The organism is Microcoleus sp. w1-18aA5, assembly GCF_036701705.1.
Taxonomy (GTDB): Bacteria; Cyanobacteriota; Cyanobacteriia; order Cyanobacteriales; family Microcoleaceae; genus Microcoleus.
The window spans coordinates 1-13923 of sequence record NZ_JAUPTE010000033.1; the positions used below are offsets into that span (position 1 = coordinate 1).

11 protein-coding genes and 1 pseudogene are annotated in these 13923 nt (G+C 46.1%); 5 read left to right on the top strand and 7 right to left on the bottom strand.

The genetic code is table 11. From position 1 onward, the window contains the following. The first annotated feature begins 231 nt into the window (after window positions 1-231). Window positions 232-1134 (top strand): alpha/beta fold hydrolase, encoded by a 903-nt coding sequence (locus tag Q5691_RS13945; RefSeq protein WP_333209755.1) that lies wholly within the window; start codon window positions 232-234, stop codon window positions 1132-1134. 85 nt (window positions 1135-1219) lie between these two features. On the opposite strand, the gene Q5691_RS13950 is transcribed toward Q5691_RS13945, so the two are convergent. The 3 genes from Q5691_RS13950 to psb28 all read right to left on the bottom strand — a co-directional run bounded on the left by Q5691_RS13950 (window position 1220) and on the right by psb28 (window position 3393). After that, the gene (locus tag Q5691_RS13950; RefSeq protein WP_333308714.1) at window positions 1220-2080 is read right to left on the bottom strand and encodes a methylated-DNA--[protein]-cysteine S-methyltransferase; all 861 of its coding nucleotides are present in this window, start codon (window positions 2078-2080) and stop codon (window positions 1220-1222) included. A 284-nt stretch (window positions 2081-2364) separates the two neighbouring features. Further along, window positions 2365-2871, bottom strand: a complete 507-nt coding sequence (locus Q5691_RS13955) for a MogA/MoaB family molybdenum cofactor biosynthesis protein (RefSeq protein ID WP_006632696.1) — start codon at window positions 2869-2871, stop codon at window positions 2365-2367. A 186-nt stretch (window positions 2872-3057) separates the two neighbouring features. Beyond that, the gene (gene psb28 / locus Q5691_RS13960) at window positions 3058-3393 is read right to left on the bottom strand and encodes a photosystem II reaction center protein Psb28 (protein ID WP_333057059.1); all 336 of its coding nucleotides are present in this window, start codon (window positions 3391-3393) and stop codon (window positions 3058-3060) included. 574 nt (window positions 3394-3967) lie between these two features. Between psb28 and Q5691_RS13970 the strand changes: the two genes are divergently transcribed. From Q5691_RS13970 to Q5691_RS13980, 3 genes and pseudogenes are all read left to right on the top strand, one after another. Continuing rightward, window positions 3968-4429, top strand: a complete 462-nt coding sequence (locus Q5691_RS13970) for a MarR family transcriptional regulator (protein WP_333345273.1) — start codon at window positions 3968-3970, stop codon at window positions 4427-4429. Between the two features lie 6 nt (window positions 4430-4435). Continuing rightward, a complete protein-coding gene (locus tag Q5691_RS13975) occupies window positions 4436-5200 on the top strand; it encodes an NAD(P)-binding domain-containing protein (protein ID WP_333308719.1) in 765 nt (254 codons plus the stop codon). Between the two features lie 139 nt (window positions 5201-5339). Continuing rightward, window positions 5340-5598 (top strand): annotated as a pseudogene (locus Q5691_RS13980) (transposase); the annotation flags it as partial. Between the two features lie 119 nt (window positions 5599-5717). Here the strand turns inward: Q5691_RS13980 and Q5691_RS13985 are convergent. The 4 genes from Q5691_RS13985 to Q5691_RS14000 all read right to left on the bottom strand — a co-directional run bounded on the left by Q5691_RS13985 (window position 5718) and on the right by Q5691_RS14000 (window position 12336). Beyond that, complete coding sequence (locus Q5691_RS13985; RefSeq protein ID WP_333308721.1) at window positions 5718-7181, bottom strand: DUF1565 domain-containing protein; 1464 nt, start codon at window positions 7179-7181, stop codon at window positions 5718-5720. A 326-nt stretch (window positions 7182-7507) separates the two neighbouring features. Continuing rightward, complete coding sequence (locus Q5691_RS13990; RefSeq protein ID WP_333308723.1) at window positions 7508-9235, bottom strand: hypothetical protein; 1728 nt, start codon at window positions 9233-9235, stop codon at window positions 7508-7510. Window positions 9236-9359: 124 nt separating this feature from the next. Next, window positions 9360-10340 (bottom strand): SMP-30/gluconolactonase/LRE family protein, encoded by a 981-nt coding sequence (locus Q5691_RS13995; RefSeq protein ID WP_333308725.1) that lies wholly within the window; start codon window positions 10338-10340, stop codon window positions 9360-9362. Window positions 10341-10611: 271 nt separating this feature from the next. Then, window positions 10612-12336 (bottom strand): zinc metalloprotease HtpX, encoded by a 1725-nt coding sequence (locus Q5691_RS14000; RefSeq protein ID WP_333345276.1) that lies wholly within the window; start codon window positions 12334-12336, stop codon window positions 10612-10614. Between the two features lie 226 nt (window positions 12337-12562). Here Q5691_RS14000 and Q5691_RS14005 point away from each other — a divergent pair, with 226 nt between their 5' ends. Next, a complete protein-coding gene (locus tag Q5691_RS14005) occupies window positions 12563-13846 on the top strand; it encodes a glutamate-5-semialdehyde dehydrogenase (protein ID WP_333345278.1) in 1284 nt (427 codons plus the stop codon). Window positions 13847-13923 lie beyond the last annotated feature (77 nt).

Below are 13923 nucleotides of genomic sequence, written 5' to 3' on the forward strand. Positions count from 1 at the left end.
AATATGGCTCAAGCCCAACGTCTGGCGGGATTTGGCCTTAAACTAATTAAGGAGTTGTTTAGAATGAAATAGCCCTGAAATTGGCTGTAGACCTTTTCAACAATTTAATGCAACAAGGTAAGAATGTCGGGGGAATATTTCACTCAACCTCCTAACGCGGTACCGATGCAGCCAGGAAATTATATCGAACATTCGCTGAAAATAATCTTCAAGAACTAGGTAACAAAATAGATGAAAGCCAAAAAGCATCTTTGTATCAAGTTAGCTTCTGGTATCTCAGCATTTCTAGTGGTTGGCTATTTCGGCATCTCCGCTTATGCAGGACATACTCTTTCAAAGCCAAACAGATGCTTTGACCCTCTTAAAGCATCTGTTTTTGCTGTTCCTCCTGAAAATGTAAGATTTCGTGCACCTGATGGCGTGGAGATTGCTGGTTGGTTTATTCCAGAAAAAGCGACAGATAAGGTATTAATTTTAGTGCATGGATTGAATTCCAGTCGGACTTGTGAGCTTGCTGGAAAGTTTGCCGAGTTTGGTTCAGCTATGAATCAAAAAGGCTTTTCGATACTTATGATCGATCTGCGAGGACATGGGCAAAGTGCTGATTCTCGTTTCACCTTTGGAATTACAGAAAGGCGAGATGTTATTGCAGCAGTGGATTGGCTTAAAATCAGGGGCTTTAAGCCAAAAAAGATTGGGGTTTTAGGTTTTTCAATGGGTTCTGCTGCTGTACTTGGAGCAGCAGCAGATGACTCTGACCTCGGAGCAGTGGTCACTGACAGTGGTTACGCAGAGGTTTATCCAATTATTCAGAAGCATTGGCAGTCAGCTTCAGGATTACCTGGGATATTTCTTCTTTCTACCATGATGTTTGGACATTTGTTGACTGGATATGATCTAACTTCTTCTAAGCCAGTGCAGGAGATAGGTCGTATTTCCCCTAGACCAGTTTTGATTATTCACAGTGCGATCGATCCTTATACTCCTATAGAAAACTCCCGTCAACTCAGAGAAGCATATCCTGGGGCCGAATATTGGGAAACCAATGCCAAGAAACATCCAGAAAGCTACAATACGAACCCAAAGATGTACGTTGACAAAGTTGCTGGTTTCTACAATCGGAGTCTCAAGTAGGGCTGCATAATCGGGTCAAGAAGGCTATTTAGGCTTTCCCTACCGGGCGGTTCATAATTGCCACACAAACAAACCAAAAGGATAATCAATCGCAAATTGTATGACTAGCTTCCCAACCTAACATGACTGTTTTACGTTCTACTCCCCAGCCATAGCCACCGAGTTCTCCAGATTCTCGAATGACTCGGTGACACGGAATTAGATAGCCGATCGCATTTTTACCGATCGCATTTCCTACAGCTCTAGCAGCAGTTGGGCGTGCTACCATTTGAGCTATAGTCTGATACGTTGCGATCGCCCCAAATGGCAATTGCAAAAGTGCTCGCCAAACTTGAATCTGAAAGTTAGTGCCTTTTACCAAAAGCGTTAGTGATTTTTGCTCGCTGAGAGTTTCTGAAGTGAAAATCAGGTCACGCAATGATTGAGTGGCTGGCTCATCACGAATGATTTCAGCTTTTTTCCAGGTCAATTGCAGTCTTTGTTCGGCGGTTTGTTCGTCTGTTGTCTCCAAGAAATAAAGATTACAAATACCACGGGCAGTTGTCGCGATTAGAGATGTGCCAAAGGGGGTATCATGAATACCATAGCGAATTTGTAAACCTGCTCCGCCTGCTTTGAACTCCCCTGGTGACATTGCTTCTAAGTTCACAAATAAATCGTGTAATCGTCCGGGACTTGATAGCCTCACGTCCAATGTTAAGTCGAGAAGGCTTTTAGTCTGAGTGATTTTTGACTTGGCATATTCAACTGTCAGATATTGCAAAAACCGCTTGGGGCTAATGCCGGCCCATTGAGTAAATAGCCGCTGAAAATGATATTCACTCAGTCCTATGTGTTGGGCCACAGTTGCCAGATTCGGCTGGTTTAGGTGGTGTTGTCGCATAAAGGCGATCGCCCGAGCAATCCGGTGATAATCTTCGCTAGCATAGACACTGGCATTCTGCATCGAAATCATCTAGTCTAAGTCAGGGGAATTTTGATGTTTCCTCACTTTAGCCATATACTAGGCTCAAAGCCACCCGTTTCTTGCGGTGAATGCAGTCAGTCGATTTTAGATTTTAGATTTTAGATTTTAGATTGAAGAGATTGAAGAGATTGAAGAGATTGAAGAAAGCGACCTCATATCGTTTCCGGTTGGATGGGAATGATCAAGTCAAGGTCGCGCAATTCCACATTCCCCCACGGATCACTCCCCACTCCCCATCATAAGGAGTGTTACCGGAATTGATATCACCCTCCGCGCAACTGCGTCACCAAGTGAACTAATTCTGGTAAAATTAGCTTTTCCACAGCTAGTTTCACGCCATTGCTAGAGCCAGGAAGAGAAAAGACTAACTTGCCTTGATACACGCCTGCAACAGCGCGAGAGGCGATCGCCCTCGAACCAATTTCTTGATAGCTCAAAAACCGAAATATCTCCCCAAATCCGGGTAAAATCCTGTCGAGCAAACTCTCCATCACATCATAGGTCGTATCTCGGGGAGCGATGCCCGTGCCGCCGTTAAAAATGATTGCATCTACATCTTCACGCTGGGAAAAAGCCTGCATTTGCAATACAATTTTGGCTGCATCATCTTTAACAACAGTGTAAGCTACCACAGAGTGACCCGCATCTTTTAGCAGCTTCTTAGTTAACAAGCCGCTATTGTCTGTTTCCGCCGAGCGGGTGTCGCTAACAGTAATGATAGCGCAGTTTACGGTTATTTTAGATAAGTCGGGGTGAGGAATTTGCGTCATATAACAGATGTTGAAGGAAGAAGGAAGAAGCAAGCAGGAAGAGGGAAGAGGGAAGAGGGAAAAGCGAAGAAGTCATTAGTTAGTTGTTATTTCTTCGTTGTTAGTTATTCATTATCAAATAACTAACAACCAATAACTAATGCCCCATACCCCATGCCCCATACCCCATGCCCTATTCCCCATCAATTATGCCTTGCTAAATCCTAAGCCGTTTGATTCCGAGTAGCGTTCCATAAAACGCATAAATCGATCCCATTCTTCGGGACTTCTCATTAGATAAAGAGCTTCCAAACCAGCAGGCTGACCGTTGATAAACTTAGCCTTAACCTCGCGAGTGAGGAGTTCGCCTTCTTCGTCGATCATGTACATTCCAGTAATGTCTTCGGTACTGGTGCTGCTGAGAGCTTTGGGATTTTCAAAGATAAACGTGGCCGTGCCTTGAGCTCCCGTTTTAGAACGGGTTAGGCGCACTTCGGGCACAGCATCTTCGTCTATACCCCGAGAAAATTGAATTTTAGCCATAATTTGACAGTCGAACCTTAAGGATTGCTTACTTAATTTCTTAATGTTTAATCATAAAACGATTCGGGTACTCGCAAATCAAGACTTGGCAGAGTGGGAGTGGGTGAGAGTGAGTGAGAGTGAGTGAGAGTGAGGGGATATGGGTTGGTTCTTCTGAGATATTGCACCATTCTCAATAATCCTTTCAGGGCGGGCTCTCCGGCCCACCCCACAAGATATTCTAACCAGAGTTCGGGTTAAGCAGAAGGGAGAAAAAAGGCATCGATATTGAGAGAAGGCTTCTTAGGATGAAGGCACTAGAGCGCACTTTCGCCTGGCTGGGTCGCAACCGGCGTCTGAGCAAAGATTATGAGGCGCTGCCACCTAGCGGAGAAGCCTTCGTATACGTGTCCACGATCCGCCTCATGCTCAAGCGGCTCGGCTCACCAAGCTAAAGCCGGCGAAACGCCAATTTCACGCCCTATGAAACACGCGCTTATAGGGGGTCACCGTAGAAAACCCAGAAAAAAAGTGAATTATAGGTATTGAACTATTATGTAGTGCGCTATATAATAGTTGTTGACTGGATTTTTAAATGGATAACAACTCGAACATCAACGAACGGCGGCAGGTGGGGAGGCAGCTTTCGTTTGCCCTCTATAGTGCGTCGAACCGCGTCATTCGGCTTCATCGGCCCTTTCTTGAGCCTTTGGGCCTGACCTATCCTCAGTTTCTGGTCATGCTGGCTCTCTACGAGAGCACCCCGCGCACTGTTGGGGAAGTAGGGCAAGAACTCGGTATGGATAACGGAACCTTGACGCCCCTCTTAAAGCGCCTTGAGAGCGCGGGGCTGGTGACGCGCACCCGTGACCTGCTGGACGAACGCCGCGTTCTTATCGATCTGACAGAAGCGGGCGAGGCACTTCGCGAGGCAGCGTGCTCGATCCCTGAAAAGATCGAGACAGCCTGCCGTCTCTCCGATGAAGACCTTGCCGAACTTCGCGACACCTTGAACGGGCTGGCAATACCCCCGTCAAACAACACAGTAAAAGGATGATTTATCATGGATAACACGAAGAAAATGAACATCGGGATATTGGGCACTGGCCATATCGGGAAGACTTTGGCACGCAAACTGGCTGAGGCCGGACACGACGTGAAGGTGGCCAACTCTCGTGGCCCAGAGACCATCGAGGCAGATGTGCTGGCTTTCGGCGCACGCGCGGTATCGACGGCCCAAGCGGTTGAGGACGTTGACGTGGTGATCCTCTCGATCCCTCTTAACCGCATTCCCACAATCGCGCCGCTAATCGCCAACCTACCAGCCGAGACAGTCGTCATCGACACGTCCAATTACTATCCCCACCGCGACGACAAGATCGATGCTATCGAGGCCGGGCAGGTTGAGAGCCTTTGGGTTGCCCAACAGCTAGGCCGGCCGATCGCCAAGGCGTGGAACGCGATCGGGTCTGGCTCCTTCGCCACTAAGGGCAAGCCTGCTGGAAGTCCTGACCGTATCGCCCTCCCTGTGGCTGCTGACCGCGAGAAGGATCGCTCCGTGGCGATGGCGCTCGTCGAAGACACTGGGCTTGATGCTTTTGACGCTGGCACGCTCGCCGATTCGTGGCGTCAGCAACCAGGCACGCCCTGCTATTGCACCGATCTCACGCGCGAACAGATGGCGGCAGCCCTGGCATCTGCCGACGCATCACGATCGCCAAAGCGGCGGGACTTGGCAGTTGCAGTGATGCAAGAGCGGCTTGGTGACGCCACGACAAATCCGGATGCCGATTTCGGGGTTCGTCTGAGCCGTGCGATTTATATGTAACGTGAGTTCGGGATAAGAAAGAGACAAGCAAGTAAGCTAAAAGTCATCACACCAAAGCTTTACAGGCTCGTCCCATGATTAGCTTAGAAGAACTATTTTGCGCTGTCGATGATTTCTGCCAAGTTTTTGAACCCAGATTGGGATTCAACTGATTACACAGCCAAAGTGCAATATGAAAAATAAGCTGATGCCACTGATGGATAAGCTACTAACGCGCAAACGCTCCATCATTGAGAGGATTATCGACCAACTAAAAAACTTCTCTCAGATTGAGCATTCTCACCCGTCGCAGTCCGGTCAATTTCTTAGTCAACTTGGTCTGTGGATTGATTGCCTATTGCCTTCATCCTAAAAAGCCTTCTCTCAATATCGATGCCTTTTTTCTCTCTTCTGCTTAACCCGAACTCAGGTTAATCTACTCTTTGTGGAACAGGCCGGAAAGCCTGTTCAGCGAGAATGGTGCAAGATGTGAGTTCTTTGTACCCGAAGTTATCCTCTCCCTTGTCTCCCAATTCCCTTAGACGATGTAGGGAGAGTTAATTGGCTCGGCCCGCTTTGTGGCTACCAGAGTTTGGTAGATGAGGGCGGATATCTCGCCACGGGTGATGTCGTGGGCGGGGGAAAGCTTTTCGCGCGCGGGATAGTTGACCACGATTTTACGCTCTGTGGCGGTTGCTATCTCGTCGGTGGCAAAACTGGGAATCTGAGCTCGATCGACATAAACGCTCAAAGAATTGGGGTTGCCGCCGCCCAACTGCAAGCCGTTTACCAAAGATACGATCGCCTGAACTCTAGTCAAATTTTGCTCCGGGCGAAACGTGCTGTCTGGATATCCAGCCAAAAAGCCAGCTCGATTAGCTTGGTCGATCGCTCCCTTGGCCCAAAAATCCGCCGCCACATCCTTAAAAACCGTCGCATCACGGCGCGGCACCAATTCAAACGCCTTCGCCAACATAGCCGCATACTGAGCTCTAGTTACAATCTCGTAAGGTTGAAAAGTGCCATTGGGAAACCCGCTAACAATATTCATCTTTGCCAAGCGATCGATAAAATCCTTAGCCCAATGCGTGCTGATGTCGCTAAACTGTAGCTTGCCAGGAGTCGGAGTTGGCGTCACATTGCCCAAATCAAATAAACCTTTCACCCGCGAAGAATTGAGCTGATTTCCCACCGCAGAAATCTTAACCCCAGTTGCATTTTGCAAGTCAAATTCGCCGTTATTCTGAAAGATATTGCCGCCTAAATCTTGAGCATTACCCATATCTGGCAGCGACTTCCCCACCGCAGTCAAACCGTCTTCCGTATTTTTTTCGATGCGATTATTGCGTAAAATCGGCTGAGATTCCCCCGCTAAAACTATACCGGAGCGATTTTCCAAAATTTGGTTATCAGCAATCAAAGGAGCCGACTTAGCTTCCAGAGAAATGCCAAAATCCATCTTTTGAAAAATATTGCGCCGTATTACTCCCTTAGCAGTTCCCGCCATCATCACCCCAGCCGCAGAGTTTGCCACAAATACGTTGTCGAGAATCGCAGGATTAGCGATTCCCGTGGCAAAAATGCCTTCGCGCTTGCATTGAGTGAAAGTGCAGTTAGCTACGGTCGGAGAAGTTGACTCAATCCAGACTCCCGTGCCACGACTATCGAGATTGGTGACAGTTACTCCGCGCAATTCCGAATTAGTGGCTAGCAGTATCGTGATATTTTGGTTTGCAGCGGTGGGACTGACAAATTTGCCACTGCCTTGAATCAGAATGCCTCTACCTTTGTTAGCTTCATTGCCAATAAGTTTTACTCCCGATGGAATTTCCAAGGGAAATTTTTCGCCACTAGCAGCGCTGTAAATTCCCGGCGCTAGCTGAATTACACTTCCCGATGCAGCGCGGGCGATGATTGCACGGGCTATAGTTTTGAATGGAGCCGATTGGGTGCCGGCTGCGGAATCACTGCCTATTTGCGGGTTGACGTAAAGTGTTGCCATGTTTTTGTTAAAGAGATAATTGGCGATCGAGCTTTTGTGCAATTTTCATTGTCTGTGAACTTGACCCCGGATCTATATTCACCTGTGATTGCGGAGATTATTTAATTGCACGATATCTGCAACATTACCCATCAGGAGTGGCAACCGCAAGGGAATTGCCCCTACAAATCGCTAAACTATTAATTCTTGGGTCAGAAACCGGGTTTCTTGCCTCCGGTTCAACCTAAAAACCAAGAGTTTTAGTCAATAAAGTCGATTTTTTTCTCGTTCTCAGTCCGGGGATGGTATGGCATTTGTTTCGGGGTGTGAGCCGTCCTAACTCCAGTTTATTTCACAATACAAGACGCATCCAAAACCACGACAATTCCATTCTGAAAAACAGCACAGGTTGTGATTGCTGAAGCTAAGGCGGGAATTTTCCCTTGTTCAAGAGAAAACGTCGCCTCCGGTGTAGAATCAAATTGATTTAGCCAGCCATTATCCTTTATATACTCAAGAGTGAAAGCATTGCGATCGAGCATCCAAAAATCAACTCCATATTGATTAATAAAACTTTGCAATACTACTTTATCGGGAGTGTATTGAGCGCGAATTAAATCGTTAAGTCGCTGCCGATATTTGCTGTAGTAGCCTTTCTGATACGGCACTGCATATTCTTTTGCCACCAGAACCGAACGCTGACTGAATGTTGGCAAATGATCCGTGTCGGTTGCGATCGAAGCAATCAGGATATCTTTAGGTTGTTGCTCAAAAAATTTGTACAAAGCCGGCATTTTACCTTCTACATACCCGACTGTGGGAAATTTTTCGACCAAGCAGGGATAAAGGACAACGGCGACAGCGATAATCGCTGTCGTAATTAGTGCAACTAAGTTTTTCACATCAAAGGTTGTTGCGGTTTTTGATGCCCAATGACCGACTCCATCAATAATTAAAGTTAGGGCGATCGCAGTTATTAAAAAAACAATAAATCGCAAGCTATAGGCTGTATAGCGACCGGGTTGATATAGCTTGAAAATGGTAGCGTGAGCCGCCAAAAACATCGCCGAGGATGCTAGAAATAGCTGAAGCAAAAGCCAGATCTTGCTTTGAATCTGATTTGCTAAGGGAAAAGCCGATCGCAAAAATAGCAGCAGCGGAAATAACAGCGAGACACAGTGAGTTACAGGCGTAAACAGCGACTTGGGAAACATCCCGCTACCCCGCCCTGTCAACCAATAATCTTTGGGATTTGGGCGAAAAAAAGCATTTCTGCCACCTGGTGCAAATTCTGCCATTTGCTTCGCTTCTGCTGCGGTATAAGTTGGGCCAAATTCAGAGTTATCTAAAGCATAGGGCAGCATTACTAAAAATATTAATCCCAAACCTGTAGTGCAAAATAGGTAATTAGTTCGATCGCCCGACAAGCACAAACCGCCGTTTTTCCAGCATAGCAGGCGCAAAACTAAAATTCCGGCAGCAACCAAGGCGTAAGGAGGATAGAATAGTCCGATTAGCGCGATCGCCCCCAAACAAGGCAGCAACGAACTGCGCGACAAATAATATAAAAAAGCCAGAAATATCGGATATATAAAAGCTCTTGGCGTTGTGGAAGCCAAATCATCAGTCATCCACATATGCTGATTTAACAGCAAAGATGCAATAAACCCAGTCATCGGCACTGGCAGCATTTCTAGGCAAAGCCCAAAACAGTAATAAGTCGAGATTAAGCCGAGAAATAGCGGCAATATTTTGTGAAGAAATAGCGGGTGAATACCAACTGTTGCGGCTAATTTGTAGAGGGTGCTGTATCCTGCGGGGGCGACAGATTGAAAGTAATTAACAATGAAATCGTTGGGGAATAATTCAGGATCGACAAATCGCATCATCCAGAAAACGTGCTGCCTCGCATCGTCTTGCACGATATACTCACCGCTAAAGGCTTGCTTCAAGCCTAAAATAGCATAGAGGGCGGCAAATGTCAGGCTCAGAGTTAACCAAAATATTGTGTGCGATCGGGATTTGCGATCGACTGTAGCAGTTAGAAGTTTGTGCAACTGAGCTATTAATACCATGTGAGATTGGAGATTTGAGATTAAAGAATCGGGAAGGACTGATTCTCAAACCTAAGATTATATCATGCCCGGTCAATTACCCCTAATAAAAACCGCTTTACTTTCAACTCCGTCCGATTTTAGATTATTTTCCAGGCTGCACGCCCGCAATTTTAAGCCGAATCCGATACAGACTTGTACTTCCCGTAATATAAAGCGTTTTGCGATCGCTTTCTCCCCAAGCCAAATTAGTCGCCGTCTCAGGCACAGAAATCTTCCCCAAAAGCTTGCCATCCGGCGAAAAAATCCACACTCCCCCCGGCCCGGTGCTGTAAACATTCCCCTCTACATCAACTTTCAAACCGTCGGGAACTCCGCCTTGACTAGCATCTTTTAACTCCGCAAAAAGCTGCTGGTTGGTAACAGTTCCGTCCGGTTTGACATCGAAAACAGCAATGTATCCCGCTTCCGAATTGTTGACATAAAGTTTTTGCTCATCTGGTGAAAAGGCGATGCCATTGGGTAGCACCAAATCCTTAACCAGCAGAGTTAATTTTCCGTCTGGTGCCAGCCTGTAAACACCGTAAAAGCCCAATTCTTCCTGATCTTTACTAACACCGTAGGATGGATCGGTAAAATAAATGCTGCCATCAGATTTAACCACCAAATCGTTCGGGCTGTTGAGCCGCTTGCCCTCGTATCTATCCGCCAAGGTGATAACTTGGCCGTCTTTTTCTGTGCGGGATACGCGGCGATTTTCGTGTTCGCCAGTAAGTAGGCGGTTTTCTTTGTCTAAAGTATTCCCGTTGGCTTTTCCCGAAGGGCGGCGAAATACCTCAACTTGCTGATTTGAGGCGAATTTATAGATAATATTGGCGGGAATATCGCTGAACAGCAAAAAGCCGTCTGGATGCCAAATCGGGCCTTCTATAAATTGGAAATCGCCAGCTAGTTTTTCTAATTTTGCACTGTCATAGAGAATACGTTGCATGGTATTTTTTTTTTCCTGGTTTTTCGTCGGGGCGGTCATTTTTGTTAAGTTTCCGCTAACTTTTTCGCTAGGACTGCTGACTGTTAAAGTTAACACCATCAACAACAAACTAATTGTAGCAATTTTGATTGTCATGTTTGCTCATAAATGAATTATTTCCTTCCAGCCATAAGATCACCTATCTCCTTCTTTACTTCTTCCTTTCTTCTTTCTTTCTTTTCTCCCAGAGCGCTATCGCGATCCTTAGCTAACAAATGTAAAGCGGTTCGTAAACTCACTCTTTTGGCCAGCAAAAAAGATGATTGAGAGCGATATTAAATTTAATAGTACCGTATGGAACAAAAAAAATAAGCTCTAAAATGCGAGCTTAATTATATTTAACTTAAAAGGTTTTACCTGTCAACTGTTAAGCTGGAAATGAAACAAATAGCGCCGCAATACCAAGAACGATCGCACCGATACCCATCACAAAAGACCAAAAGCGGTGATAACTCTTAACCGTCGTACCGCTATCGCTTTCAAGCTGAATCAAATCCATCCAAGGTGCAACACCCCGGCGGAACCAACCCAAAGTCCTAACATCCCTCCCAATCAAACTTTCAACTCGTTTCATGCCAAACATAAAATTACCAATTGGCCCAAAACGAGAAGCATAGCGCAGATAAATCATTCCCGTTCTGTCTTGCAATTTCAAATCTGAACCGAAGGCATAACCCGCATCGCCGCGACCAATTAATTCGCCTTGTAGTTGCGCCGGCTTACCCCGTAAAGGGCTTGCGTAAGGGTCAGACATTAAGGTTAAAACATCCAAATGTTCTGCTTGTTGGTAATTCGGGAACATCACCAGAGTCTTGAGCAAAATTCCCGTACCCAAACCGATTAAAGGACAAGCAACCATCATCATCGGGTTTACAGCATACAGGGAAATGCCGATCGCAAAACCCACCGCTAAGCCCATAGTTTCTGCACTGTACAGCAGCAAATCGAACACAAAATTGCCGTACAATCTCCGCTTGCTCAAATCGTTGCCTTCGCCGACAATTCGGCCCATGTCAAACTCAACATCCAAGCCTAATTGTTCGGCATAAGTGCTCAAAGCGCGAACTCGTTTACCAGTAAGCGGGTGAGTAGAGTTTAACTCCATCCACCAACCCCACGGATTAAACATATCCCACAAAAACACTCGCCCAATCTTTGCTGGTTCCGAAGAAATCCTGTAAGCAGTGCCAGTAGATGTGGCAGCTTTGGCATCGTAAATGCCTAAAGCGCGAGTTCCTTCTAACAAAATGCTGGGTTCTTTTGCCCTTTGTCCTTCTTCCAAAATACCGTAAGCAATTTTTACCAAAGCGCGAGACAAAGCATTGGGATTTCCGGTTGTTTCGGCGGCAAAATGGTCGGCAAAATATTCTCGCGTCCGCGACAAATACAGCAATAAATAAGTGCCGGCGATGTAAAATAAATAAGCAACAGCAGCTACAGTACCGGCCGCATCTTTAGCTTTTTCACCACCACTTCGACCCATTCTTTGAGTTGTAGTGTAAATTAAATAAGTAATCTGCACCAAAGTCGAAGCTAAAGTCATTACTGCAAAGTCCCAGTGGACGATGTGACCGAGTTCGTGGGCGTAAACAGTGGCAATTTCTTCGTCGTCTAAATAGGTAAAAAGACCTTGACTGACGACTAAGCGAGCGCTGTTTGGAAAGGAACCATAAGTAAAAGCAGTAGGGTTTTGGTCGTCGATAATTCCTAAACGCGGAGAAGAGAGTTTTTTCTGCTTGCAAACCTTCTGAATAACTTTCGCTGTTTCGGGACTTAGGCTTTCAATTTCTGCTAGGGAAACCCAGCGAGTATGGTATAGCCAATTTTGGCTTAAGTCCATCAAGTAAGGCGATAGGAAAAAAGCAGCGATGTTAAAAATCAGGGTAATCGGAAGTGCGATCGCCAATCCGGTAACTGGATCGGGACTGCTGAGAATCAAAACTGAGGCTAAAGATAGCGCTAACACCATACCAAACAGCAGGCTGAGGGTGACGCCGGAAGCTAAAACGAGATTTCCGCCTGTTTTCTGTATCAGTTTAACGCCTGCTTTGGCGGCTCGCCCTGCCTTGCGTAAAGGGGCATGAGATGACATAATAATCTCCAAAGGTTATTGACAAATGGAAATGACCGTGGGATTTTATCTATACTTCTCTGTTTTAACCTGTTAATGCGGATTGCTGTGAGGGGTCTCAACAAAAATATAGAATTTCCTCTAAAATTGTTAAGACTGAAAACCGCCCCGAAATTTATTTGTGCGGATTCAATTCCAAACTCAAAATTCAAAACCCAACAATCAAAACTATTTAAAAGTTACTGCCATGTCTATTATTGAAATTGCCCAAAAAACGCGCGTCTCTGCTAGAAAATTGGCAGTTTTGTCCGCTGATGCCAAAAATCAAGCTATTGAGGCTATTGCCAAAGCGTTAGAAGCTGCTGCGCCGGATATTGTGGCGGCGAATGCTGCTGACTGCAAGGCTGCCCAGGCGGATGGAATTGCGAAACCGCTGTACGATCGCCTCAAGTTGGATGAGAGCAAGTTGAAAAGTGCGATCGCGGGCGTGCGAGATGTTGCGAAACTCCCAGATCCGATCGGTGTCGTGCAAATTCACCGTGAATTGGATACAGGATTAATTCTGAAGCGCATCACCTGTCCTTTGGGCGTTTTAGGCATTATTTTTGAAGCGCGCCCAGAGGCGTTAATTCAGATAGTATCCTTGGCAATCAAATCAGGAAACGGCGTCATTCTCAAAGGCGGCAAAGAAGCAGTCCGTTCCTGCGAAATATTGACAAAAGTGATACATCAAGCATTAGCAGAAACTGCGGTTAATCCAGAAGTCGTGCAGTTGCTCACCACGCGGGAAGAAACAATCGAACTGCTGAAAATGGATGAATATGTAGATTTAATTATTCCCAGAGGTTCTAATTCCTTCGTGCGGTTCGTGCAGGAAAACACGCGGATTCCCGTGTTAGGACACGCCGACGGAATTTGTCATTTGTACGCAGACACAGCGGCGGATATTCAGAAAGCAGTAGACATTTCTGTCGATGCAAAAACCCAGTATCCAGCCGCCTGCAATGCCATTGAAACTTTGTTAGTTCACAGGGCGATCGCCCCCAAATTCCTGCCCACTGTTGCCGAAGCTTTGCAGCAGAAAAAAGTCGAACTGCGGGGAGACGAAAAAACTCGCGTTATCCTTAAAAATATTGCCGAAGCAGCAGAAACAGATTGGTCTACAGAATACAGCGATTTGATTTTGTCAATCAAAATAGTAGATTCTGTGGAAGAGGCAATTAACCATATAAATACATACGGTTCCAGACACACCGATGTCATTGTTACCGAAGACAGCGAAACCGCCGAAACATTTTTAAATGGAGTAGATGCGGCCGGAGTTTATCACAATTGTTCGACTCGATTTGCCGACGGTTTCCGCTACGGCTTCGGTGCAGAAGTGGGGATTAGTACGCAGCAAATGCCACCTCGCGGGCCTGTGGGTTTAGAAGGGTTAATTACCTATAAGTATCGAGTTGTTGGAGATGGCCATGTTGCCGCTAGTTATGTAGGGAAGGATGCGAAGGAGTTTACTCATCGGGATTTGTAAAAGAGTAATACCATTTGCGAAAAATCTTGCTACAATAGCCTTAAAAAAAGGGACAATACTACATTTTATCAACCCTG

Coding starts and splice junctions, on each gene's coding strand:
- Q5691_RS13990 (WP_333308723.1), bottom strand. CDS start 9,235: ATGGTATTAATAGCTCAGTTGCACAAACTTCTAACTGCTACAGTCGAT.
- Q5691_RS14005 (WP_333345278.1), top strand. CDS start 12,563: ATGTCTATTATTGAAATTGCCCAAAAAACGCGCGTCTCTGCTAGAAAA.
- psb28 (WP_333057059.1), bottom strand. CDS start 3,393: ATGGCTAAAATTCAATTTTCTCGGGGTATAGACGAAGATGCTGTGCCC.
- Q5691_RS13955 (WP_006632696.1), bottom strand. CDS start 2,871: ATGACGCAAATTCCTCACCCCGACTTATCTAAAATAACCGTAAACTGC.
- Q5691_RS13950 (WP_333308714.1), bottom strand. CDS start 2,080: ATGCAGAATGCCAGTGTCTATGCTAGCGAAGATTATCACCGGATTGCT.
- Q5691_RS13985 (WP_333308721.1), bottom strand. CDS start 7,181: ATGGCAACACTTTACGTCAACCCGCAAATAGGCAGTGATTCCGCAGCC.
- Q5691_RS14000 (WP_333345276.1), bottom strand. CDS start 12,336: ATGTCATCTCATGCCCCTTTACGCAAGGCAGGGCGAGCCGCCAAAGCA.
- Q5691_RS13995 (WP_333308725.1), bottom strand. CDS start 10,340: ATGACAATCAAAATTGCTACAATTAGTTTGTTGTTGATGGTGTTAACT.
- Q5691_RS13975 (WP_333308719.1), top strand. CDS start 4,436: ATGGATAACACGAAGAAAATGAACATCGGGATATTGGGCACTGGCCAT.
- Q5691_RS13970 (WP_333345273.1), top strand. CDS start 3,968: ATGGATAACAACTCGAACATCAACGAACGGCGGCAGGTGGGGAGGCAG.
- Q5691_RS13945 (WP_333209755.1), top strand. CDS start 232: ATGAAAGCCAAAAAGCATCTTTGTATCAAGTTAGCTTCTGGTATCTCA.